Raw genomic sequence first — 23,080 nt, 5'->3', positions numbered from 1 at the left:
CCACCTCCGCGCTCGCCTGCGCGGCGAGGCCGCGCTCGTCGACCCAGGTCGCGATCGCGGCGAGCGCCGCGGCGAGCGCGACGGTCGTCACGACGCGGACCCCGGCGCGGCGCAGGCGGACGCGCCCCCCCACCCCCCCCGCCCCCCCCCCCCCGCCGGGGCGCCGCCGCGTTCGCGGCGACGCCGCCACGCGGGGGCGCACGGGACCCGGCGAGCAGGGGTGGGGGCCCCGGCCGACGGCGGTCAGCCGTCGGCGGGGCGGGGGCGCAGCCCCCGTTAGATCAGCCACTCCCCGCGCCGCTCGCGCGCGCGGGAGAGATCCGCCTCGTACTTGAGGACGACGTTCAGAGTGTCGTCGAGGAGCGCCGCGTCGAGCTCCGTCGCGTTCAGCACGGCGAGCGCGCGGATCCAGTCGAGCGTCTCGGCGATCGACGGCGCCTTCTTGAGATCGAGCGTGCGGAGCTTCCCCACCGCCGCGACCACGGCGCGCGCGAGCGCCTCCGCCGCCTCGGGCACCTTCGCGCGGACGATGGCGAGCTCCCGCTCGCGCGAGGGGAAGTCGATGTGCAGGTGCAGGCAGCGGCGCTTGAGGGCGTCGGAGAGATCGCGCGCCGCGTTGGAGGTGAGCACCACGCGTGGCACCTGACGCGCGCGGATGGTGCCTATCTCCGGCACGGTCACGGTCCACTCCGAGAGCACCTCGAGCAGGAACGCCTCGAGCTCGGGGTCGGCCTTGTCGATCTCGTCCACGAGCAGGAGCGCCGGCTCCTCGCTCGTGATGGCGCGCAGAACGGGGCGCGGCAGGAGGAACCGCTCGCTGAAGAAGACGTTCCCCTCCCCCGCGATCCGATCCGCGGCCTCGGCGAGCGACTCGGCGCCGGACACCGCCTCGCCGATCCGATCGCGGAGGAGCTGCGTGAAGAGGAGCTGCTTCGCGTACTCCCACTCGTAGAGCGCCTTCGACTCGTCGAGCCCCTCGTAGCACTGGAGCCGGACGAGGGAGCGGCTGGACGCCTGCGCGAAGGCGCGGGCGAGCTCGGTCTTGCCCACGCCCGCCGGGCCCTCCACGAGGATGGGCTTCTCGAGCCGGTCGGCCAGGAACACGGCGGTCGCGATCTCGCGCGAGGGCAGGTACCCGGCGCGCGCGAGCTTCTCGGCGGCTTCTTCGACGGTGGCGAACATGGTTCCTCGCGGCGCGGTGCGACGGGCGCGCTCCCTCGCGTCTTTCCTAAGCGCGGGCGCAGGCCCGGTCGAGCATCGACCGGTCATGTTACCGGGGTCCGCTACACCCTGGCGTCGTGTGGAACCATCAGATTTACAGGCATGCCCCGCAGGGGGTTACCGCAACCGCTCGACTTTACATGGTTTTGCCGCAGGAGGGGTTCGGCACGCCAATTGAAGAAGTCTGTCTGCGAGTCCCGCCGGAGGCCGGCCAAGGACCCTGCCATGAAGAAGCTCCAGCCAAACAGCTCACACTGCAGGGCCCACCTCCCGTCTCACGTCCAAGTCGACGCGTGGTCGGACGCTCGACTCCTCCCCCCGCCGTTCGTCTCGAGTGAGGCGTCTGGCGAAGAACCCTAGTCGGCGCCACCGCGCCAAAGAGCTCGAGAGGCCGCGGGGCCACCTGCGGCCTCTCGCTTTTTCTTGCAGCGCAGGACGGGAAGCCTCGTGGCGCCACCCGCTTGCATGGAGCCGCGAAGGCTCCACGCAAGCGACGGGCACCATCACACCTCGATGCGCACGCGCAGCGGCCCACCCTCCACGTCGACCACCTCTGCGTAGGCCGACTTCGGCCCGCGCAGGAAGCGCAGCGTCGCGCGGGCGGCGCCCACCCGCACGCCCTCGAGCGTGAGCTCGTCGAGCCAGGGCGGGAGCCACGGGAACCGGACGTGGAGCGTGTGGGCGTGCGCGTCCGGGTGGAGCCCCAGCACCGCGCGCACGAGGAGGAACCACGCGGCCGACGACCACGCCTGCGGCGAGCAGGCGACGGGGTAGTGCACCGGGAAGCGGCCGCCGTCGCGTCCGAGGCCGCAGAAGAGCTCCGGGAACCGGAGCAGCCGGAAGTGTTGCGCCGCCTGCCAGAGCCCGGTCAGCACCTCCCCGGCGCGCTCCACCTCGCCGTAGGCGCTCATTCCCATCGCGCAGAGCGCGTTGTCGTGCGGCCAGACGGTGCCGTTGTGGTAGCTCAGCGGGTTGTAGGCGGCCTGCCCCGCGCCGAGCGTGCGGATCCCCCACCCGCTCCACATGCGCTCGTCGAGCAGCGAGGCGGCGACGCGCCGCGCCCGGTCCGGCGCCGCCGCGCCGGAGAAGAGGAGGTGGCCGGGGTTCGAGGTCACCGCGTCCACCTGGCGCCCTTCGCGATCGAGGGCGATCGCGTAGGTGCCCGCCTGCTCCATCCAGAAGCGCTCCTCGATCGCCTCCGCGTGCGCCCTGGCCGCGGCGAGGAGCCGCTCTGCGTCCGCGTCGCGGCCGAGGCGCCGGTAGAGCTCGCCCATCCGGCGGCGCGCGTCCACGGCGTAGCCCTGCACCTCCACGAGCGCGATCGGCGGCTCCGCAGGGCGGCCGTCCGCGAAGGGCACGCCGTCGTGGCTGTCCTTCCAGCCCTGGTTGCGCAGCCCCTTCGGCGTGCGGCGCGCGTACGTCACGAGCCCGCCGCGGGCAGGAGCGGCGGCGCGGTCGAGCCACCCGAGCGCGCGCTCGGCGGCGGGCAGGAGTGACTCCACCGTGGCGCGGTCTCCCGTCCAGCGGTCGTACTCGTCGAGCACGACCAGGAAGAGCGGGGTCGCGTCGGCCGAGCCGTAGTACGGTGAGTGCGGCACCTCGCCCGCCGACGCCATCTCGCCGAACCGGATCTCGTGGGGGATCTTCCCCGGCTCCTCGTCGCGCTCCGGATCGTCGACCGTGCCCTGGAGCCGAGCGAGGAAGCGGAGCGCGTCGCGGGCCACCTCCGGCGCGGCGAGCATCGCCTCGTAGCCGGTGATGAGCGCGTCCCGGCCGAACGGGCAGGTATACCAGGGGATCCCCGCCGAGATGACCGGCTCGCCGAAGTGATAGACGCGCAGCGCCTTCAGATCGGCGACGGCGTGGTGGAGCGCGAGGTCGAACAGGTCGTTCGACGAGCGGAAGTGCGTCGCGCCGCGCCCCCAGGCGTCGTAGGCCTCGCGCGTCGCGTGAGCGCGCGCGTCGAACGACGCGGATGGGCCGCGGGGCACCTCGCGGTCCTCGTCGCGCCCCCTCCGGCCGGCCGCCGGGCCGCGCTCGATCCCGGCGGCGACGACGAACGACAGCTCGACCTTGCCGGCGGGATCGAGGTGGAGGTCCACGCGCGCGCCGCGGCCGCCCATGCGCGAGAGCCGCGCCGGCCCGTCCGCGCGCAGCCCCTCGAGGCGGATCTCCGTCGCGTACCCGCGCCCGTCGCGCCCGTCGTAGCGCAGGATGGCGCGGTCCTTCTCGACGCGCGGCACCTCGTAGGTGCCCCGCGCCGCCCGCTGCGCGCCGCGGATCTCGAAGACGTCCGCGAAGTCCGCCGCCCACGCCATCTCGAGCCAGAAGGAGATCGGGCGGTCGAGGAAGTTCGTGAGGACGATCCGCTCGACGAAGACGTCGTCGATGATCTGATCGCGCCGCAGGTGGACGTAGTTCACCGGCTCGCGCCCGAGCAGATCCCCCTCGTGCAGGCTCGTGACGGTGAAGTCGATCTGGGCGACGTACTCGGGCGACACCTGCGACGACAGGCAGAGCGGCGGCCCCCCCTTCACCGAGAGCTTCCACGAGGACAGGTGGCGCGTGTCGGTGAGGAAGAGCCCGAGATCCCGCGCGCCCGCCGGGGCGACGTCACCGAGCCGGTTCGCGACGAGGAAGAGGTTTCCGCGCTTCAGGACGAGCTTGTCGACCCCGGTGGCCTCGGGCTGGGTCGAGGGATCCGAGTAGCCGAGCAGGTCCTCCGGTCGCGCGAGGCTCACTGCGCGAGCGTCGTCCATCCGTCCTCCGCCCCGGGCGCCGCGCCGAGCCGCGTGCGCATGCGCTCGGCGATCGCGGCGCGATACACGGAGAGATAGCCGGCCGCCATCCGGTCCGCCCCGAACCGTCGCCGCGCGCGGGCCTGGATGGCCCGGCGGTCGAGCGCGCCGGCCCGCCGCAGCGCCGCGGCCATCTCGCGCTCCCCGCGGACCAGGAACCCGGTCTTGCCGTCCTCGACGATCTCCGGCGCTGCGCCGAGGGGCGACGCGATGACCGGGCAACCGGCGAGCGCGGCCTCGATCATCACGAGCCCGAACGGCTCCTCCCAGCGCAGCGGCACGAGCAGCGCGCGCGAGGTCGCGAAGAGGCGGCGCTTCGTCGCGAGATCGGCCTCGTGTACCCAGCTCACGTGAGGCTCGCGGAGCGCGGGGGCGAGCACGCCCTCGCGCCACCCCTCCGGCGCGGCGTCGTCGTGAATGGCGCCGGCCACGGTGATCGGGACGCCGGCGCGTGCGGCCGCCGAGATCGCGAGCTCGGGCGCCTTGCACCAGGAGAGCCGCCCGAGGAAGAACGCCCCGCCGCCGCCCGTGCCGGCGACCGGATACAGCTCCGGATCGAGCCCGTGGTGGACGACGTCGTGCGGCGTGGGCCGCGCGAGCTCCGCCTGCCGTGAGGAGATGGCGACCAGGCGCACGCCGTCGACGCGCTCGTAGAAGCGCGCCAGGGTGGGCACGAGCGCGTGGTGCAGGGTGTAGACCATCGGCGGGCGCAGCTCGTCGGCGAAGGCGAGCATCGCGGGGACGTTCGCGTGCACGACGTCGTAGCCGCCCGCCGCGATCTCCTGCGCGGCGAAGCGACAGTGGAGGAGCTCGGCGTAGGGATCGGGCGGCCAGACCGCCCGCTCGTACAGCGCGCGGACGCCGCGGGCCGTCGAGTCGCCGGTCGCGAAGACGGTGATGTCGTGCCCCGCGCGGGCGAGGGCGCGGGAGAGCGCGTGGACGACGAGCTCCGTCCCGCCGTACGCCGGGGGAGGAACGGGGACGAACGGGGTCGACACGATCGCGATGCGCACCTCCTACACGGTAGGCCGTGGCCTGCGCCGGGGCCACGCACGCGAGGCGGCGCGCGCCGGGCGCGGGCCTGCCCTCACGCGCGTCCCGCGGACGCCCGGCGCTCTCGCGGCGGGGTGCGCGCGGCGCCGCGCGGCGCCGGCGTAGGCGCCCGGACGACATCGTTCCCCCGAGACGTTCCCGCGTGCGCGCGATTGGCCGCTCGCCCGCCGCGCGGGTAGACTCGCCGGCCATGGATGGCCAGGGTCCGCTCAGCGAGGAGATGTTCCATTCGTTCCTGCAGCTCGCGGTGAAGCGGCAGGCGAGCGACGTCCACTTCGAGGTCGGCTACCCGCCGACGTACCGCGTGTTCGGCGAGCTGCTAGCCGCGAAGTACCCGCCCCTCACCCACTCCGACACCGAGGCGATCGCGAACTTCGTCCTGGGGGCGCCGGGCTCCGGGTTCACGCCGCTCGACTTCCGCGAGGTGGACCGCAGCTACTCCTTGCCGGGCGTCTCCCGCTTCCGCGCCTCGATCTTCAAGCAGCGCGGGAGCTGGGGCGCGGTGATGCGCACCATCCCCTTCCAGATCCCCGACTTCGAGACCCTGAACCTGCCGCCCGTGGTCCGCACCATCGCGGAGGCGCGGCGCGGGCTCGTGTGCGTCACGGGGGCGACTGGCAACGGCAAGTCGACGACGATCGCCGCGCTCATCAACTACATCATCCAGCAGGAGCGGCTCCACGTCGTGACGGTAGAGGATCCGATCGAGTTCATCTTCCCCGGCGGGAAGGGGCTCGTCATCCAGCGCGAGGTCGGCTCGGACACCGCGAGCTACACCGACGCGCTGCGCGCGGCGCTCCGGCAGGACCCCGACATCATCATGGTGGGCGAGCTGCGCGACCGGGAGGCGGCGGACATCTGCCTCAAGGCCGCCGAGACCGGCCACCTCGTCATCACCTCCCTCCACACCCCCGACGTCCCGCGCGCGGTGAACCGGCTCGTCGGGCTGTTCCCCGCCGAGGAGCAGGACACGGTGCGCGCCCGGCTCGCCGACAACCTCCAGGCGGTGGTGGCGCTGCGGCTCCTCATGCGCGCCGACGCCGCTGGCCTCATCCCGGCGGTGGAGGCGCTGCTCGCGACGAGCACCGTCCGCGAGCTCATCCGCGACCGCTCGAAGATCTCCGAGCTGAAGACCTACATGGAGACCGCGGGCTCCGATCTCGGCATGAACAGCTTCGACCAGTACCTGTACCGGTTGCACGAGTCGAAGCACATCTCGCTCGACAGCGCGCTCGCGAACGCGACGAACCGCGCCGATCTGGAGCGGCGGATCCTGATGGAGACGGGGGGCCGCACCGCGTGACCCTCGCCGCGCCAGCGGCGTCGCGCGTCCTCGTGGTCGGCTCGGACGCAGACGTCTCGATCGCACTCCACCTGCACCTCGAGCGGGCGGGCTACGCGATCCACTGCATGCCCGGCCCCGCCGAGCTGGAGGCGATCGTGCGCGCGGTCGCGCCGCACGTGCTCGTGCTGCTCCTGCCCGCCGCGCCCGACGGGAGCTGGGGGCCCGCGCTCACGACCGCGGCGAACGCCGCCAAGGTCGGGGTGCGCGTCGTGATGGTCGCGCCCTCACGCGAGGTGGTCGAGCCGCTCGCGGCGGTCGCCGGAGCCGAGCGCGCGCTGGCGCGCGCGGAGGTGCTCTCGCGGCCGCTCGTCGTGGTGGAGCGGACCGTCGGCGTCGTCCCGCCCGGCGCCGTGGCGGCTCCCCCGGCCCCGCAGCGCCCCGTGGCGGCGCCCGCGCACTCGCTCGCCGACGGCGGCGGTCCGCTCGCCGCGCCGCGCCCGCGCAGCCCCGTCGACCTCATGGCGCTCATCGACGAGGAGCTCGTGGACGAGCCGCGTTCGCGCCCCGTCCCGACCCGGGTCGAGGTCACGGTGAGCCTCGTCTCCGAGCACAACTTCTACGTCGGCCCGACGCGGCGGGTGGACTCGGGCGGCGTCTTCATCGCCACCGCCATGCCGCCCCCGGCCGGCACGCGCCTCCAGGTGCGGCTCGGCCTCGCCGACGGACGGCGGATCGACCTCGAGGGCGAGGTCGCGTTCGTGCGCGAGAAGAGCGCGACCATCGGCCGCCAGCCCACCGGCTGCGGCGTGAAGCTCTTCAACCTGCCGGGCTGGGCGGTCGACGCGATCGACCGGTTCGTGCTGGCGCGCCAGCCGATCGTGTACTCACCGCAGTAGCGACGGGTCGCGACCGCCGACGCTAATCCTCCACCGGCCGATCCGTCCGGCGCACGCCGAGCAGGTAGGGCTGGATGAAGCCGTCGAGGTCGCCGTCGAGCACGTCGTCGACCTTGCCCGTCTCCACGCCCGTCCGGAGATCCTTCACCATCCGGTAGGGCTGCAGGACGTAGCTGCGGATCTGCGAGCCGAAGTCGATGTCCTTCTTCTGGGCCTCGACGGCGTCGCGGGCCTCGGCGCGCTTCTTCTCCTCGAGGTCGTAGAGCTTCGCGCGCAGGATCTTCCAGGCGACGCTGCGGTTCTTCTGCTGCGAGCGCTCGTTCTGGACCGCGACGACGAGGCCGGTCGGGATGTGCGTGATTCGGACCGCCGAGTCGGTCTTGTTGACCTTCTGCCCGCCGGCGCCCGAGGAGCGGTAGGTGTCGATGCGGACGTCGGCCTCCTTGATGTCGACGACGATGTCGTCCTCGATCTCGGGCGTCACGTCCACCGCCGCGAAGCTCGTCTGGCGGCGCGCGGCCTGGTCGAAGGGGCTGATCCGGACGAGCCGGTGCACGCCCTTCTCCGCCTTCATGAAGCCGTAGGCGAAGTCGCCGCGCGCGATGAAGGACGCCTGCGAGATGCCGGCCTCCTCGCCCGCCACGAGGTCGGCGGGCTCGACCGCCCAGCCCCGCCGCTCGCAGTAGCGCATGTACATCCGGTACAGCATCGCGGCCCAGTCCATGGCCTCGACGCCGCCCGCGCCGCTCTTCACCTCGACGATCGCGCCGGCGCGGTCGTGCTCGCCGGAGAGCATCCGCTGGAACTCGAGGGCCTCGAGGTCCTTCGCGACGACCTCGCACTGCTGCGCCGCCTCGGCGCGGGTGGCCTCGTCGCGCGCCTCCTCGGCGAGCTCCGCGAGCGCCTCCGCGTCGTCGAGCCCGCGGCGCACGCGGCCGTAGCCGCCCGTCACGGCCTCGAGCTGGGCCTTCTCCTTGAGGAGCGCCTGCGCCTTCGCGTTGTCGGCCCAGAACGCGCCGTCCTCGGAGAGCTTCGCGATCTCCTCGACGCGCCGCTGCTTGCGGTCGACGTCAAAGCGACCCCCGGAGCGCCTCCAGGCGGCGCGTGAGCTCCGCGATGCGTTCGTTCGTCGGTCCGGCCATGGGGAGGTCCTCGGGCGTCTCGCTACGTCCGCGCCGCGCGGCGTCGGCCGGCGCGGAGCGCGGCCGCGAGCGTCACCGCGGTGAACAGCGCGCTCGCGTAGGCGAAGAGGTCGCCGACTGTAGTGTAGGGGGTGCGCCCGCGCAAGCGCGGGACCTCGGCGAGCAGCAGCCGCGCCGGCTCGTCGGGCTGGGGCGCGCGATCGAGGTCGACGGGGCCGATCTCCAGCGCGCCCGGGGCGACCTCACCGGTCGGGAGGAGCACCGCCGAGACGCCCGCGTAGGCGGGCCGCACGACGGCCTTGCCCGCCTCGATCGCCCGCATCCGGACGATCGCGAGGAACTGATACGGCCCGGAGGAGTAGCCGTACCAAGCGTCGTTCGTGGAGTTCACGAGCAGCTCGGGCTCGAGCGGCTGGCGGGCGAAGGCGACGTTGATCTCGGGGAAGATCGCGTCGAAGCAGATCATCGGCGCGAGGCGCACGGAGTCGCGCGGCTCGGCCGGCTCCGCCGCGCGCGCGGGCGCGACGAGGCCCAGCGCCCCGCCGGCGCTGCGCCCCTCCGGCGGCGAATCCGGCGCCCCCTGCCCGGCGGGCGCGGGGAACTCGAGGACGGCGAGCTCGGCGCCCGGCGCCGAGGGCGCGAAGCTCGGCACGATCTGCTTCAGGAACGGCAGCCACTCCTGGAGCGGCACGTACTCGCCGAAGGGCACGAGGTGGTGCTTCTGGTAGCCGCCGAGGACCTCGAGCCTGGGCGAGAGGAGCAGGTTCACGTTGCCGACGCGCGAGACGCGCTCGCCGCCCGGGCCGCGCAGCCGCTCGATGGTCGCGGCGCCCATGAGCAGGTGCGCGCGAGAGAGGGTCGGCAGCTCGTACCCGGGCAGCGCGAGCGAGCGCACCCCGGGCGAGAGGTACATCGGGTAGGACGACTCCGGCCACGCGACCAGATCAGCGCCGCGCCGGTCCGCCTCGACGGTGAGCGGCACGAGCCGGTCGAGGATGTAGTCCCGGTTGTCGCGCGCCCGGTTCTTCACCGACTGGTTCACGTTCGGCTGCACGACCCCGACGGTGAGCTTCGGCGCCTCGGCCATCCGGGCTCGGACGTGGCGGAGCCTCAGCTCGCCGTGCGCCACGACCAGCGCGAGCACGGCCGCCGTCGCGGCGAGCGCCCTGCGCGGCGACGGCCGCCCCTCGCGGCGGGCCGCGATGGCCTCGGCGAGCACCGCGTTCACGAGCACGACGAGGGCGGCGATGGCGTAGACGCCCGCCAGCGCGGCGAGCTGCGCCACCGGGAGCGTCCGCACCTGCGTGTAGCCGAGGTCCGCCCAGGGGAAGCCCGAGAAGAGGTAGTTCCGCGAGAGCTCGAGCGCGGCCCAGACGAGCGGGAGGTGCCGGTGGAGCGGCCACCCGAGCCGCGCGCGGATCGTCCAGGCGATGGCGAAGGCCGCCGCCCAGTGGGCCGCCATGTAGAGCACGAGCAGCGTGAGCGCGACGAGCGACAGCCCGAGGGAGAGCCCCCCGAACTCGGTCATCGCGTTCGAGACCCAGTAGATGGCGACGTAGAAGTAGCCGAGCCCGGCGACGAGACCGCGCAGGGCCGCCGAGCGCGCCGAGGGCGCCCCGCGGAGCGCGAGCAGGGCCGGCACGAGCGCGAACCACGCCACCGGCTCGAGCCAGCCCGCGGGATCCACCTGCCGGATGGAGAGGAACGGGACGACGAGCGGCAAGGCGAGCGCCAGGGCGGCGCCGGAGGCCACCGCGGCGAGGTACGGGAGAGCGCGCTTCATCGGGATCCGTGCGATCGGGGATTGTCTTGGCGCGCCGCGGCCCGCGGCGCAACTCGTGTACCTAGCGCCGCCGCTCGGCGGCCGCGGGCGGGTCCCCGGAGGCGGGCTCGGCCTGACCGGCGCCGTACGCGGCCGCGGCGGCGAGGTAGTAGGCGACCGCCTCGCGCACGAGGTGACCGACCGGGCGGCCGAGCCGCGTGGCGGTGGCGCCGACCGCGTCCGCGAGGTCGGCCGGCATGCGCACGGTGACGATGCGCGCCTGCGCGAGCGCCGCCTCCAGCCGCTCGAGCGCCTGGCTCGGACGGGAGACGCGGAAGTCGCCCGCCTCGATCATCTCTTTGAGCCGGCGCGCGAGGTCCTCGCGCGTGTACCACGCGCCGTCGAGCCAGACCGACTCGGAGTCGAGATCGATGTCGGCGAACGGGTCCATTTCGTCTCGGTCTCCCGGCCGCCCTGCGCGGGCCGGCCGCCCTCCCGGAGCGCCGCGCCGACGAGCCCCTCGGCGCGCGCGAGCTCCGCCTCCTTGCGCGCCATCCGCCTCGCGTCGGCGGGCCGCTCGTGGTCGTAGCCGAGCAGGTGAAGGAGCCCGTGTGCGAGGTAGCGATCGAGCTCCGCCCCGACCTCCCGCCGCTCCTGGCGCGCCCTCCGGGCGGCGGTGTCGAGCGAGATTACCACGTCGCCCAGGAGCGGCCCATTCCCCGGCGGCTCGCTCAGCGGGAACGAGAGCACGTCCGTCGCCGCGTCCTTCCCGCGCCACTCGCGGTTGAGGGTCCGGATGCGCCGATCGGTGACGATCAGGACCGAGAGCTCCGCCTCATCCCGGCCGAGCGCGGCGAGGTAGGCGGCGGCGCGGGCGCGGAGGCGGCGCGCGGCGGCGCTCCCGCGCGGGTGCTCGGTGGCGAGCCGGACGGTCACGGCCGGGAGACGACCTGGATCGCGGGCGGCGCGGGCGGCTCCTCGCCGGCGCGCGCCGGGTACGCCGGCCGCGTGTGGTAGATGGCCTCGAGGGCGCTCACCATGGCGCCCGCGATGGCGTTGAGGTCGCGGAGCGTGAGCTCGCACTCGTCGAGCTGGCCCTCGCTGAAGATCTCGTTCACCCGCTTCGACACGAGCGCGCGCAGGGCGGCCTCGGTCGGCTCGGGCAGCGCGCGCGACGAGGCCTCGCACGAGTCGGCGATCATGACGAGCGCCGCCTCGCGGCTCTGCGGCTTCGGGCCCGCGTAGCGGAAGAGCGCCTCGTCCGGCGGGGCGCCCCTCCCCTCCGCGGCCAGCTTCAGCGCGCGCGCCCAGAAGTAGCCGACGAGCCGCGTCCCCTGGTGCTGCGGGATCGCGTCCGCGACCACCTTGGGGAGGCGCCACTGGCGCGCGAGCTCCAGCCCGTCGGTCACGTGGCGCTTGATGATGAGCGCGCTCATGCTGGGCGCGAGCGCGTCGTGGCGGTTCTCGCCCCGCTGGTTCTCGGCGAAGTAGACCGGATTCCGGATCTTCCCGAGGTCGTGATAGTAGGCGCACACCTTCGCGAGCAGCGGGTTCGCGCCGATCGCCTGCGCCGCCGCCTCCACCATCGAGCCCATCAGGATCGCGTGGTGGTAGGTCCCCGGCGCCTGGACGATGAGCTCCTTCAGCGCCGGGTGGTTCAGGTTCGCGAGCTCGAGGAGCTTCACGTCGGTGACGTAGCCGAAGAGCCCCTCGACGGCGGGCAGGATCCCCACCACCGCCACCGGAAGGAGCAGCGCCCCGCCGGCCAGGGCGGCGGCGGCGGCGACGAGGATCTCCGCCGCGCCCTTCCCCCCGTGGAGGCCGATCGCGACGGTCACCGCCACGCCCACGACGCCCACCGCGAGCCCGGCGCGGAACAGGCCCGCCCGGTCGCGGCTCCCCGGCACGAGCCCCGCGGCCGCGAGCGAGGTGAGCGTCGCGTAGACCGCGAACGACATGGACTGGCCGGCGAGGAGCCCCGCCGAGAGCCCCGCCGCGAGCGAGAAGAGGAGCGCGGTCTCCGCGGCGAGCACCTGCCGCACGATCATGGCGCCCGCGGCGAACGGCACGAGGTAATGCAGCGAGGGCCGCGGCAGGAGCGGGAACCGCTCGTGCAGCGCGTCCGCGATGGTGAAGCCGAGGAACCCGAGGGCGAGCGTCCCGAGGAGCAGCCCCGCCATGAGGATCGCGTCGCGCCGGGCGGGGCGGAAGTGCGGGAAGTTCCGGCGCGCGTAGCCCCAGAGCAGCACGACCAGGAGGCCGACGAGCGCGCCGCCGCCGAGGCGGACGTGGGTGATGTCCTCGTCCTGGCGCTGCGCGCGGATCCCCTCGAGCACGACGAGGTGTCGCGGCTCGATCCGCTCGCCGTCGCCGATGATCTTCTCGCCCCGCTTCACCGGGATGACGACGGGCTTCACGCGCGCGGCGGCGTCCGCCTTGCGCCGCTCGGTCTCCGCCTGGTTGTGGACGAGGGTCGGACGGACCATCGCCACCGAGAGCCGCCCGATCGCCGCGCGCAGCGCGGACGGCTCGTGCTGGAGCCGCGCAGCCGCGGTCCGCGCGACCTCCTCGCGCGCCTTCTCCGCGGTCCGGACCAGCGAGAAGTCCGAGAGCGTGCGCTCGCCGTTCGGCGCGCCGTCGCGGAACGTGCGCAGCGCGAAGGCGGGATCGCGGCCGGCGGGGAGGAGCTTCGCGTCCTCGACGACGAGCCCGTCGAGCCCCTTCTGCGCGAGCGCCGCGAGATCGTGCTCCACCGCCTCGGAGAAGCGGGCCTGGGCGAGCGCGGCGACGTCCTCGTCGCGCACCAGCACCTGGAGGCGCGAGACGAACGCGTCCCGCTGCGCGGCGTAGCGCCGCTCCAGCTCGCGGCCGTCCCGGGCCGCGGGCGTGTCGCGGAGCGCCGCCTCCTCGCCCCTCATGAGCTCGAAGGCGGCGTGGATGCGGGCGACCGCCTCGTCGGCGGCGCCTGCGTCGTGGTCGTAGACCGGTCGCTCGGCGAAGGCGGCCTCGGTGCGCCGGCGAGCGGTCGCCTCCGCGTCCACGATGTCGTAGTCGCGGTCCGCCTTGATGGTGACGGGCGCGGGGAGCCCCAGCGCGTCCGCCCCCGGGAGCCGGTGCGCGGCGAAGGGCGCGAGCAGGAAGCCTGCCGCCGATGCGATGACGAGGACGAGCCCGAGGCGCATGACGCGCCCGAGCCAGTCGACGCGCCGCTCAGGGGGCGGGCCGACGGCGGCCTGCACGGGCGGCTGGGTTGAAGGAGCCTCGGTCGGTTCGGGCACAGGCGCGCAGACTCGCACCGGGGGAGCCCCCTGGCAACGGGGTCCGGCGTCCCCGATGGAACCTCGGAAGGCTCCGGTAGGCTTCCCCCGGCCGGGGTCCTACTCGCTGGCGCCCGGCCGGTCGGCGTTCCCGCCCGCCGGCGCCAGGGCCGCGGGCGCGGCCGGGCGATCCCTCTCCCGCTCGGCCTTCGCGGCCTCGACGCGGGCGCGCCGCTCCGCCTCGAACACGTCGTAGGCGCGCACGACCTCCTGCACGAGCGGGTGGCGGACCACGTCCACCTCGCTGAACGGGCAGAACGCGACGCCCTCCACGCCGCGCAGCACCTTCTGGACCTCGATGAGCCCGGAGCCGCGGCCGGACGGCAGGTCCACCTGCGTCACGTCGCCCGTGACGACCGCCTTCGAGCCGTAGCCGAGGCGCGTGAGGAACATCTTCATCTGCTCCTCGGTCGTGTTCTGCGCCTCGTCGAGGATGATGAACGCGTCGTTCAGGGTGCGGCCGCGCATGAAGGCGAGCGGCGCGACCTCGACCGTGCCGCGTTCCATGAACGCCGTCGCCTTCTCGTAGTCGACCATGTCGAACAGCGCGTCGTGGAGCGGCCGCAGGTACGGGTTCACCTTCTCCGCGATGTCGCCGGGCAGAAAGCCGAGCTTCTCGCCCGCCTCCACCGCCGGCCGCGTGAGCACGATGCGCTTCACCTTGCGGTCGACGAGGAACGCCACCGCCATGGCCATGGCCAGGTAGGTCTTGCCGGTGCCGGCGGGGCCGATGCCGAAGACGATGTCGTGATCGCGGATCGCCTGGATGTAGCGCTTCTGCGCGAGCCCCTTCGGCGTGATGATCCGGTGGCGCGAGGAGACGAAGACGGTGTCGCCGAAGATCTCCTTGAGCGGCACGCCCTGGCCGGCGAGCTTCGTCGACTGATCGACGTCCTCGAGGTACAGCGGGTAGCCGTCCTCGACGAGCCCGTACAGCTCCCGCACGAGCCCCTCCGCGACCCGCACCCGCGCCTCCTCGGCCGCCGCCACCACGATCTGCCCGCCGCGCAGGCCGAGCTGCACGCCGAGGCGGCGCTCGATGAGCTTCAAGTGCTCGTTGTGCGCGCCACAGAGCGCGCGAACCTTGTCGTTGTCCGGGAAATCGAGCCGTGCCGTCTTCAGCGGTTCCGCCGCGGTCTGACCCAAGCGTCTCCTCCGGGACCACGCGTCGGTCGCCTCGCGGTCCTCCACCGCACGATAACCGGCGCTGCCCCGGCCGGCACGCGGAGGAGTGGCTACTCCACGGGGGGCAGGAGCACGAACCGGCCCTCGGCCGTTCGCCGGTAGTACCACTCGACGGGCCACGGGTGGCGGAGATCGCGCGCGGTCGCGAGGTCGGCCTCGACGAGGGAGGACAGGGAGGGAGGGTACTCGCCCCGCTCGACGCGGTAGACCTCGAGCGCGCTCCGCAGCCGCGCCGCCTGGGCGCGCGCGAGGAACCGGCGGCCGGCGTCGTCCCCCACCTCCGCGCTCGCCTGCGCGGCGAGGCCGCGCTCGTCGACCCAGGTCGCGATCGCGGCGAGCGCCGCGGCGAGCGCGACGGTCGTCACGACGCGGACCCCGGCGCGGCGCAGGCGGACGCCCCACCCTTCCCGCCCGTAGACCCCCACCGCGGAGGTCCGGCGCGCCGGCGCGATCGGCTGCAGGTAGCCGAGGTTCACGAGCGCGAGGAGCGCCTTGCAGGTCTCGAACTCGCCGAGGCGGGAGAGGTCGACGATGGTCTCGACGGGCCTCCCCGGCTCGGCGAGCGCGTGGACGCGCCGCTCGTTCGGACCCAGGCTCGCGAACTCGCCTTTCCGCTCGGCGGGCTCCTCGCCGAGCGCGTCGAACGCCGCGTCGACGTCGTCACCGCGTCCGGGCGCGGGCACCGGGCCGGAGGCCCGCTCGGGGCCGAGCGACCGGAGCCGCTCGAAGGTCATCGCCGTGGAGGTGATCCGCTTGCGGATCATCGGCCACTCGTCGACCTGCCGGAACCCCTCCATCAGGACGGACTCGGCGCGGAGCGGAGTGACCGACTCGCGATCCCAGTCCACGTCGCCCGGCTCGAACGCGTACGTCCCGCTCTTCCAGTGGAAGAGCCGGTAGACGGTCTCCGTGGTCTGCAGCGCGGTCATCTCCTTCAGCGCCGCCATCGAGACGAGCCCCTCCTCGACGAGGACGTCGCCGAGGCGGCGGAGGCTGCGCTTCTGGACGTCGAGCGCGTGCTGGAGGGCGTCCGGGTCGAGGAGCCCGGCGCGGACGAGCAGCGTCCCGAGCCGCTCGCGAGACTTGCGGCCCGTCGACTCCGCGCGGACGACGCAGCCGTCGGCGAGGGCGATGCGGATCTCGTCGCCGCGCCCGCGCAGGTGGAGCACGCCCGTCTTCGCCTGCTGGCCGATGAGCTGGAGGATCTCCGCGATCCCGAAGTCCTTGAGGGTCCCGGTGAGCGCCATCCCCGTCTCCCTCAGCGCGTGCGGCGGAACGCGTCGCGCACCGCGAGCCCCCACACGAGGAGCGCGAGCGGCGCCGCGACGGCGAGCTTGCCCGCGAGCACCCACGGGGTCGCCTGGGGCGGGGGCAGGACGCCGCGCCAGAACCAGACCACGAACCCGAGGAACAGGAGCGCGAGGAGGAGGAGCGCCCCGCGCACCGGCGCGCCCCTCCAGAGCTGGCCCGCGCCGCCGCCGACGAGCGCGAGGATGCGGGTCGAGAGCGCGGAGACGCGCGCGTGGCGCCTGACCTGCGTCTCCTTGCGGAGCCGGTCGCGGGCGTCCACGAGCCCGCGCCGCTCGAAGGCGTTCACGCACTGGCCACAGCGGACCTCCGAGGCCGGCCCGCAGCGGCGGCACGCGGGCCCGCCGCAGCCCTCGCACGCGCGCGAGGGACCGAGCCGCGGGACGAGCGCCGAGAGGAGCCAGAGCGCCGCGAGGAACCCGGCCCCGGCCCAGGGGAGCGCCGCGCGCGGGAGCGCCCCGGCGAGCCGCGCCTCCGCCCACGCGCGCACGCGACCCGCCGCCCCGTCGCCGTTCGCGAGCGCCTCGAGGCGGGCCTCGGGGACCGGCAGATCGACGAGCCAGCGGTTCGCGGAGAAGTCGTCGTCCGAGCCGTGCGCCCGCAGGAAGGCGCCGGCCTGCGCCTCCGCCTTCTCGCGGGCGGCGGCGCTCCGCTCCATGTCGGCGGTGCGCAGGTACAGCTTCGAGAGCCCGTAGTTCGCGGCGCCGAGCACGAGGGGGTCGCCGGCGGCGCGGTCCGACGCGGCGAGGTAGGCGGCCCGCGCGCCCTCGAGATCTTCAGCGAGGAACAGGGCGTTCCCGAGGTTCACCGAGAGCTCCGGAGCGCGCTCGTCCGCCTCGGCCGCCGCGCGGTAGTGCCGGAGCGCCGCCGCGAGAGCGCCGCGCCGCTTCGCGAGCCTCCCGAGCGCGGCGTGGACCGCGGCGGGGGCGGGCGCGCCTGCTGCGGCCTCGAGCGCGGCGGCGTCCTCGTCGGAGGCCGCCCCGTGCTCGACCGCCTGGACCCGCTCCGCGAGCGTGCCGGTCCACGCGGTCGTCCGCGCCGCCGCGCTGGAGGCCCAGGGCACCGCGAGGAGCGCCGCGAGCGCCGCGGTCGCGACCGCGCGCTCCGCACGCGCGAGGTACGGCCAGGCTGCGAGCGCCAGCACCGCGAGCGTGACGAGCGGTCCGAGCCCGAACGCGATCGGGGCCGCGAGGAGGACGATCGCGAGGAAGGCGGCCTGGACGCGCGCGGTGCCGCGCACGAGCGGGAGGTGGTGGAAGTCGTGGACGAGGAGCGGCAGCCGGCGCGCTAGCAAGAGGACGAGCACCGCGACGGCGCAGGTGACCGCCGCCGCGAGCGCCGCGGCGAGGACGTCGGCCAGGAAGGCGCGGCGCGTCTGCGGATCGCGGGCGGCGGCGAGCGCCGTGTCGCGCAGCGCGGCGAGCGCGGGCGCGGGCCGGCCGGGAGCCTCGGCGAACCGGGCGCGCGCGAGCGCGAGGTGCGCGTCCGGGAGGTCCGGCGCGAGCGCGACCGCGAGCTGCCCGTGGGCGACGGCCTCGGCGGTGAGCGCCGAGTCGAGCGCGCGCGAGACGGCGCGGGCCTCGGCGAGCGCGAGCGGGACGAGGTTCTCGATCCCGAGCTCGCGCCGCGCGGCGAGGAGCGCCTCGGCGGCCGCGTCCGCGCGCGCCGGATCTCCGTCGCGGAGCGCATCGCGGCGCTCCCCCCAGCGCCGCATGAGCTGGGCGTAGGTGGTCGAGACCGGGATGATGCGGCGCGCACGCTCGGCAGGCGGCAGCCGCACCTCCGCTGCGGCGGGCGGCGCGGGGCCCGGGTCCGGCGTGGCGGAGGGGACCTGCCCCGACGCCGCCGGAAGGGGTTCCGGCGCAGCGGCGGCCGGCCCGGACGTGGGGGGCCGGGCCGAGCCGGGAGCGCGGGCGGCGGGGAGCGCGGCGGCGGGCCGCGCGACGGCAGGGGCCGGCGTGACCGGCGCAGCGGCCGGCGGGGGCGGCTCCCGCGGAGCCACGTCCTCGGCGGCCTCCTCACCCTCCACGACGAGCCGGGGCGGCGCGAGCTGCGCGGCGGCCTGGAGCGGCACGGCGAGCAAGAGGAGCGCGAAGAGGAGGGTGTGCGATCCGCGGTGGGCCACGCGAGAACGGGATGCTAGCACGCCCGCTCCTGGGCTAAGAAGACGCGACCATGTCGCGCGCGACCGATGCGATCGAACGTCTTCTCGGGATCATGGAGCGGCTCCGCGGGCCCGACGGCTGCCCGTGGGATCGTGAGCAGACGCTGCGGAGCCTCCGGCCGTACGTCCTCGAGGAGACCTACGAGGTGCTCGAGGCGATCGACGCGGGCGACGCCCGGGAGCACTGTGAGGAGCTCGGCGACCTCCTCCTCCAGATCGTCTTCCAGGCGCAGCTCACGCGCGAGCAGGGCCAGTTCGACTTCGCCGACGTCGCGAATGCGATCTCGAACAAGCTCGTGTCGCGCCACCCGCACGTGTTCGGCGACGTCGCGGTGAAGGACGCGGACGACGTCCTGCGGCAGTGGGCCGCGCTGAAGCGCGAGGAGAAGCGCGCGAAGGGCCGCGGCGAGAGCGTGCTCGAGGGCGTGCCGCGGGAGATGCCCGCCCTCGCCCGCGCGGACCGGCTCACCGAGAAGGCGAGCCGCATCGGCTTCGACTGGCCGGACGCCGGCGGCGCGAGGGAGAAGCTCGCCGAGGAGATCGGCGAGCTCGACCAGGCGATCGCCTCGGGCGACCGCGACGCGATCGAGCACGAGCTGGGCGACGTGCTATTCGCTGCAGCGAACCTGTCCCGCAAGCTCGGGATACCCGCCGAGGAGGCCCTGCGGGGGACGATCGCACGCTTCGTTGCGCGCTTTTCCCACATCGAGCGAGAGCTCGCGCGCCGCGGCGTGCCCCACGCCGGCGCCTCGCTGGAGGAGATGGACGCCCTCTGGAACGAGGCGAAGGTGCTGGAGGGCAAGGCGAAATCGCCTGCCGATCCGGGCGTCACCGAGCCGCCACGGGGTTTGGGGAAAGAACGTGGATAAGTCTGTGGGCAGCCCCCTGCGGAAGCGGTTTTCCGCGCCCTTGGCGGTCGTAGCCGCATCTTGCAGCAGGCACGAACCCGTGTGATTTCCGCAGCTTGACCGCTGACACACCCGCCTACGTCCACATTGCGGCGTCAAGTGACCCGCGCGGATTGCCGCCTCTTCGCCGCCGGTGGATAACTCCCCCTCCCCCTGTGTCTCCCGGACCCGCACCCGACGCGGGATAGCCGTTCGGGTAGTCCGCAGGCGGCCGTGGCAGAAGGACGCCCGCGACCGCCGCCGCGCCGAGGCGCGCGGCCCTAAGGCGCGCCGAACGAATGAGCGGCGGAACCGCGTGGCCGTAGGGCGCGCGGAGCAGCCCCACGCCGACGAAAGCCGCGTCGATGCGCGCCATCCAGGGCGGGACCGCGCGGCCGAGCCGTCATAACCCCTTGACGTCGCTCGCGATGGACGGTAGATAGCGCGCCCTCGTACCCCTATAGAGCACAGAGGTCAGCTTGGCGAACACCGCATCGGCCGAGAAGCGAAACCGTCAGGCGCAGAAGCGCCGCGCCCGCAACGTTCAGGTCCGCACCGGCGTGAAGAGCGCCGTGAAGAAGGCCCGCGAGGCGATCACGCAGGGTGACGCGAACGTTGCCCGCGACGCCTTCAAGTCCGCGGCGCGCGCGCTCGAGAAGGCGGCGTCGAAGGGCGTCGTCCACAAGAACGCGGCGTCGCGGAAGATCTCGCGGCTCGCGAAGGCGGCGGCGAAGACCGCCGCCGCGAAGTAGCTACCGCTCGAACGCGCGGAGGAGCTCGCGCGCCGCGTCGTCCGCCACCCGGCGGAGCGCGAGCGCGCGGCGCCCTTCCGTCTCGAGCGCGTCGCCGCCCACGCCGGCGAGGTAGTCGGCCTCGCGTCGCACCGTCCGCTCCGACACCGTCGCCCCGTCCACGACGAGGCGAGCCTTCACCACCACGCCGATGCGCCACGTGGGCGGGTACGAAGCTCCGTACGGCGTCGGCGAGGACGGTCCGGGTGCGCTCGCGCGCACCTCCCCGATGATCTCCGCCGGCGCGCCCGGCCCTGCCGCTGCCCCGCGGCGCGCGAGCTCGTCCCGCAACGCCGCCGTCAGCTCGGCCCCGAGGGACGCCTCGGTGGAGAGGTTCTCGAACGGCCGCACGTGGACGCGCTCCGCGCCGCTCTTCGCGACGTAGCGGTTCTCGAGCCCGTAGCCGCAGGCGGACAGCGCGAGCGCAGCCGCGAGCCCGGCGAACGCGCTGCGGCCGAGCGCGGCCGATCGCACCGCACCAGGCACGCGCGCCCGGCCGAGGCCGCCGCCGGGGGGGTGTGGGGGGGGAGCCAGCCTCACCGGCTACCCCGCGAGCGGAACGCCTGCCGCAAACGCCAGCGCAGGGGCGGCCGGCTGAGGCCGCCCCGGAGCGCGCCGGGGGGGTGGGGGGGGGGAGCCAGCTTCACCGGCTACCCCCCCACCACGAAATTAATCAGCCGCTTCGGCACGAAGACGACCTTGCGGACGCTCTTGCCGTCGAGGTGCGCTCTCACGCGCTCCTCGCCCTCGGCGAGCGCCCGGACCTCGGCCTCGCCCGCCGCGACCGGCGCCTGGACCTCGCCGCGCAGCTTGCCGTTCACCTGGACGGCGATCGTGACCACGTCCGCCGCCACGAGCGCGGGGTCGAACGCCGGCCACGGATGCTCCGCGAGCAGCGCGTCGCGCGCCGCCGGTCCGAGCACCTCGTGCCACAGCTCCTCCGCCGCGTGCGGCGCGAAGGGCGCGAGCAGGGTCGCGACCGCGATGAGCGCCTCCCGGACCGCGGCGCGGTCCGGCTCGCTCGCCGGCTCGAGCGCGTAGAGCGCGTTCACGAGCTCCATCAGCGCGGCGATGCTCGTGTTGAACTTGAGGTCCCCCTGGATCCCGTCGGTGACGCGCTTGATCGTGCGGTGCGTCTTGCGGCGGAGCTCGAGGAAGTCGCCCTGCGCCTGCGCGAGCGCGGCCTCCGGCGCGCGGAAGCACTCCTGCCGCGCGTGGAAGATCCGCCAGACCCGCGACAGGAACCGGAACAGGCCGTCCACCTGCTCGTCCGACCAGTCGATGTCCTTCTCCGGGGGCGCGGCGAACAGCATGAAGAGCCGCACGGTGTCCGCGCCGAAGCGGGCCACGATCGGGCCGGGGGCGACGACGTTGCCCCAGCGTTTCGACATCTTGCGGCCGTCCGGGCCGTTCACGATGCCCTGCGTGACGAGCCGCTTCACCGGCTCGTCCTCCTGGACGAGGCCGAGCCGGTGCATCACCCGGTGCCAGAAGCGGAAGTACAGGAGGTGCATCACCGCGTGCTCCGGGCCGCCGACGTACACGTCGACGGGGAGCCACCGCTTCGCCTCGGCGGGGTCGAAGGGCCGCGTGTCGTCCTTCGGCGAGAGGTAGCGCGCGTAGTACCAGGACGAGTCGACGAAGGTGTCCATCGTGTCCACCTCGCGCCGCGCGGGCCCGCCGCAGCGCGGGCAGGTGGTGTTCACGAACGACGGCACCTTCGCGAGCGGCGGCTCGCCCGTACCGGTGATGAGCGCCTCCGCCGGCAGCGTCACGGGGAGCTGGTCCTCGGGGACGGGCACGACGCCGTGGTCGGGGCAGTAGACGACGGGGATCGGCGTCCCCCAGTAGCGCTGGCGCGAGAAGCCCCAGTCGCGCAGATGCCAGCGGACCGTCGGCTGGCCGAAGCCGCGCGCCTTCGCCTCGGCGGCGAGCTTCTCGCGCGCCGCCGCGCTGTCGAGCCCGGTCGCGTCGCCGGACGCCTCGAGCACCCCGTCGGCGGTGTACGCCTCGGTGAGGGCGTCGCCGCGGGGGAGCCGCTCGCCCTTGGCGGGCTGGATCACGACGCGGATCGGCAGCCCGTACTTGCGCGCGAACTCGAAGTCGCGCTGGTCGTGCGCCGGCACGCTCATGACCGCGCCCGTGCCGTACTCGGCGAGCACGAAGTTCGCGATCCAGACCGGGACCTCCTCGCCGGTGTACGGGTTCACCGCGCGCGCGCCGGTGAAGACGCCCTCCTTCGGCGCCGCCTCGCCGGTGCGCTCCGCGGCGTCGGTCTTGCGCATGCGCTCGACGAAGGCGCGCACCTCCGCCTGCCGCTCCGGGCGCGTGAGCCGCTCGACGAGCGGGTGCTCGGGCGCGAGGACCACGTAGGTGCAGCCGTGGATCGTGTCTACGCGCGTGGTGAAGACCTTGATCGGCTCCTGCCCCGGCACCGCGAAGTCCACCTCCGCGCCGACGCTCTTGCCGATCCAGTTCCGCTGCATCGTGACGATGCGCTCGGGCCACTCGGTGAGCCCGTCGAGCCCGTCGAGCAGATCCTGGGCGAAGGCGGTGATGCGGAACGCCCACTCCGGGATCACCTTCTCGACCACCGGCGATCCGCAGCGCTCGCAGCGGTTGTCCTCGACCACCTGCTCGTTCGCGATGACGGTCGCGCAGCCGGTGCACCAGTTGGCCTTCCCCTCGCGCCGGTAGACGATCCCGCGCTCGAGCATCTTCAGGAAGAACCACTGGTTCCAGCGGTAGTAGGACGGGTCGGCGGTGACGACCTCGCGCTCCCAGTCGAACGCGTAGCCGAGCGTCTTCATCTCGGCGCGGAACGCGACGATGTTCTCGCGCGTCCGCTCGGCCGGGTGGCGGCCGTCCTTGATGGCCGCGTTCTCGGCGGGGAGGCCCAGCGCGTCGAAGCCGATGGGGTGGAGCACGTCGTACCCGCGCATGCGCAGGTAGCGCGCGAGCGCGTCGCCGATGGTGTAGACGCGCGCGTGCCCCATGTGCATCGCGCCCGACGGATACGGGAACATCTCGAGCACGTAGCGCTTCTCGACCTCGGGTCGGCGGCCGGCGCGGAAGGCGCCCGCCCCCTCCCAACGTGACTGCCAGCGCTGCTCGATCGACTGCGGCTCGTAACGCTCGTTCATCGCCATAGGGGCCGGCGATATTACCGGACGTCGGGGGGTTCGTCTGCCCTTCCTGAGGCGCGGCGCCCCCGCTCCCGCGGCGCCTCGAGGCGCCGCGGGCCGCCGGGCGTTCGGTTATAGTGCCCGCC

General features: G+C 74.3%; 17 protein-coding genes. 4 read left to right on the top strand and 13 right to left on the bottom strand.

The features are described 5' to 3' along the window. Positions 1-276: 276 nt before the first annotated feature. The 3 genes from MNY62_RS17985 to MNY62_RS17975 all read right to left on the bottom strand — a co-directional run bounded on the left by MNY62_RS17985 (position 277) and on the right by MNY62_RS17975 (position 5,032). Positions 277-1,182 carry an AAA family ATPase gene (locus tag MNY62_RS17985; RefSeq protein ID WP_242345576.1) on the bottom strand — a complete coding sequence of 302 codons (906 nt, stop codon included), beginning with the start codon at positions 1,180-1,182 and terminating at the stop codon, positions 277-279. A 542-nt stretch (positions 1,183-1,724) separates the two neighbouring features. Further along, positions 1,725-3,980 (bottom strand): amylo-alpha-1,6-glucosidase, encoded by a 2,256-nt coding sequence (locus tag MNY62_RS17980; RefSeq protein WP_242345575.1) that lies wholly within the window; start codon positions 3,978-3,980, stop codon positions 1,725-1,727. After that, positions 3,959-5,032, bottom strand: a complete 1,074-nt coding sequence (locus tag MNY62_RS17975) for a glycosyltransferase (protein WP_242345574.1) — start codon at positions 5,030-5,032, stop codon at positions 3,959-3,961. Before MNY62_RS17975 ends, MNY62_RS17980 begins: the two co-directional genes overlap by 22 nt. A gap of 230 nt (positions 5,033-5,262) precedes the next feature. Here MNY62_RS17975 and MNY62_RS17970 point away from each other — a divergent pair, with 230 nt between their 5' ends. Together MNY62_RS17970 and MNY62_RS17965 are read left to right on the top strand one after the other, a co-directional pair. Next, positions 5,263-6,375 (top strand): type IV pilus twitching motility protein PilT, encoded by a 1,113-nt coding sequence (locus tag MNY62_RS17970; RefSeq protein ID WP_242345573.1) that lies wholly within the window; start codon positions 5,263-5,265, stop codon positions 6,373-6,375. Continuing rightward, entirely contained in the window at positions 6,372-7,253 is an 882-nt protein-coding gene (locus MNY62_RS17965) for a PilZ domain-containing protein (RefSeq protein WP_242345572.1), read from the top strand. Before MNY62_RS17970 ends, MNY62_RS17965 begins: the two co-directional genes overlap by 4 nt. 22 nt (positions 7,254-7,275) lie before the next feature. Here MNY62_RS17965 and prfB read toward each other — a convergent pair. The 8 genes from prfB to MNY62_RS17925 form a co-directional block, all read right to left on the bottom strand. Beyond that, positions 7,276-8,395 (bottom strand): peptide chain release factor 2 gene (prfB, locus tag MNY62_RS17960; protein ID WP_242345571.1). Its coding sequence is split into 2 segments (ribosomal slippage): positions 7,276-8,325 and positions 8,327-8,395, totalling 1,119 coding nucleotides; the frame shifts between segments, so codons are not numbered across the junction. Positions 8,396-8,417: 22 nt separating this feature from the next. Next, a complete protein-coding gene (lnt, locus tag MNY62_RS17955) occupies positions 8,418-10,178 on the bottom strand; it encodes an apolipoprotein N-acyltransferase (RefSeq protein ID WP_242345570.1) in 1,761 nt (586 codons plus the stop codon). A gap of 61 nt (positions 10,179-10,239) precedes the next feature. Beyond that, positions 10,240-10,512 (bottom strand): ribbon-helix-helix protein, CopG family, encoded by a 273-nt coding sequence (locus MNY62_RS17950; protein ID WP_242345569.1) that lies wholly within the window; start codon positions 10,510-10,512, stop codon positions 10,240-10,242. Next, the gene (gene ybeY, locus MNY62_RS17945) at positions 10,509-11,093 is read right to left on the bottom strand and encodes an rRNA maturation RNase YbeY (RefSeq protein ID WP_242345568.1); all 585 of its coding nucleotides are present in this window, start codon (positions 11,091-11,093) and stop codon (positions 10,509-10,511) included. Before ybeY ends, MNY62_RS17950 begins: the two co-directional genes overlap by 4 nt. Beyond that, complete coding sequence (locus MNY62_RS17940; protein WP_242345567.1) at positions 11,090-13,435, bottom strand: HD family phosphohydrolase; 2,346 nt, start codon at positions 13,433-13,435, stop codon at positions 11,090-11,092. Before MNY62_RS17940 ends, ybeY begins: the two co-directional genes overlap by 4 nt. Before the next feature lie 99 nt (positions 13,436-13,534). Next, positions 13,535-14,620: a PhoH family protein gene (locus MNY62_RS17935; protein ID WP_242345566.1), complete on the bottom strand. Its 1,086-nt coding sequence runs from the start codon at positions 14,618-14,620 to the stop codon at positions 13,535-13,537. Between the two features lie 89 nt (positions 14,621-14,709). Further along, complete coding sequence (locus MNY62_RS17930) at positions 14,710-15,906, bottom strand: DUF4388 domain-containing protein (protein WP_242345565.1); 1,197 nt, start codon at positions 15,904-15,906, stop codon at positions 14,710-14,712. Positions 15,907-15,917: 11 nt separating this feature from the next. Beyond that, entirely contained in the window at positions 15,918-18,092 is a 2,175-nt protein-coding gene (locus MNY62_RS17925) for a hypothetical protein (RefSeq protein ID WP_242345564.1), read from the bottom strand. A 50-nt stretch (positions 18,093-18,142) separates the two neighbouring features. Here MNY62_RS17925 and mazG point away from each other — a divergent pair, with 50 nt between their 5' ends. Beyond that, positions 18,143-19,000, top strand: a complete 858-nt coding sequence (mazG, locus tag MNY62_RS17920; protein ID WP_242345563.1) for a nucleoside triphosphate pyrophosphohydrolase — start codon at positions 18,143-18,145, stop codon at positions 18,998-19,000. 497 nt (positions 19,001-19,497) lie between these two features. Beyond that, complete coding sequence (rpsT, locus tag MNY62_RS17915) at positions 19,498-19,770, top strand: 30S ribosomal protein S20 (RefSeq protein ID WP_242345562.1); 273 nt, start codon at positions 19,498-19,500, stop codon at positions 19,768-19,770. Here the strand turns inward: rpsT and lptE are convergent, their stop codons facing one another. Both lptE and leuS read right to left on the bottom strand, forming a co-directional pair. Then, the gene (lptE, locus tag MNY62_RS17910; protein ID WP_242345561.1) at positions 19,771-20,283 is read right to left on the bottom strand and encodes an LPS assembly lipoprotein LptE; all 513 of its coding nucleotides are present in this window, start codon (positions 20,281-20,283) and stop codon (positions 19,771-19,773) included. A 176-nt stretch (positions 20,284-20,459) separates the two neighbouring features. Further along, the gene (leuS, locus tag MNY62_RS17905) at positions 20,460-22,958 is read right to left on the bottom strand and encodes a leucine--tRNA ligase (protein WP_242345560.1); all 2,499 of its coding nucleotides are present in this window, start codon (positions 22,956-22,958) and stop codon (positions 20,460-20,462) included. Positions 22,959-23,080 lie beyond the last annotated feature (122 nt).

The organism is Anaeromyxobacter terrae (genome assembly GCF_022690685.1).
Lineage (GTDB): Bacteria > Myxococcota > Myxococcia > Myxococcales > Anaeromyxobacteraceae > Anaeromyxobacter > Anaeromyxobacter terrae.
Note: the sequence above shows the minus strand (reverse complement) of the source record. Positions and strands in the feature narration are given on the sequence as shown.

Bases quoted from the DNA above. Each gene is read 5' to 3' on its own strand.
- MNY62_RS17985 (WP_242345576.1), bottom strand. From the start codon at position 1,182: ATGTTCGCCACCGTCGAAGAAGCCGCCGAGAAGCTCGCGCGCGCCGGG.
- MNY62_RS17980 (WP_242345575.1), bottom strand. From the start codon at position 3,980: ATGGACGACGCTCGCGCAGTGAGCCTCGCGCGACCGGAGGACCTGCTC.
- MNY62_RS17970 (WP_242345573.1), top strand. From the start codon at position 5,263: ATGGATGGCCAGGGTCCGCTCAGCGAGGAGATGTTCCATTCGTTCCTG.
- lnt (WP_242345570.1), bottom strand. From the start codon at position 10,178: ATGAAGCGCGCTCTCCCGTACCTCGCCGCGGTGGCCTCCGGCGCCGCC.
- MNY62_RS17950 (WP_242345569.1), bottom strand. From the start codon at position 10,512: ATGATCGAGGCGGGCGACTTCCGCGTCTCCCGTCCGAGCCAGGCGCTC.
- MNY62_RS17930 (WP_242345565.1), bottom strand. From the start codon at position 15,906: ATGGCGCTCACCGGGACCCTCAAGGACTTCGGGATCGCGGAGATCCTC.
- mazG (WP_242345563.1), top strand. From the start codon at position 18,143: ATGTCGCGCGCGACCGATGCGATCGAACGTCTTCTCGGGATCATGGAG.
- leuS (WP_242345560.1), bottom strand. From the start codon at position 22,958: ATGGCGATGAACGAGCGTTACGAGCCGCAGTCGATCGAGCAGCGCTGG.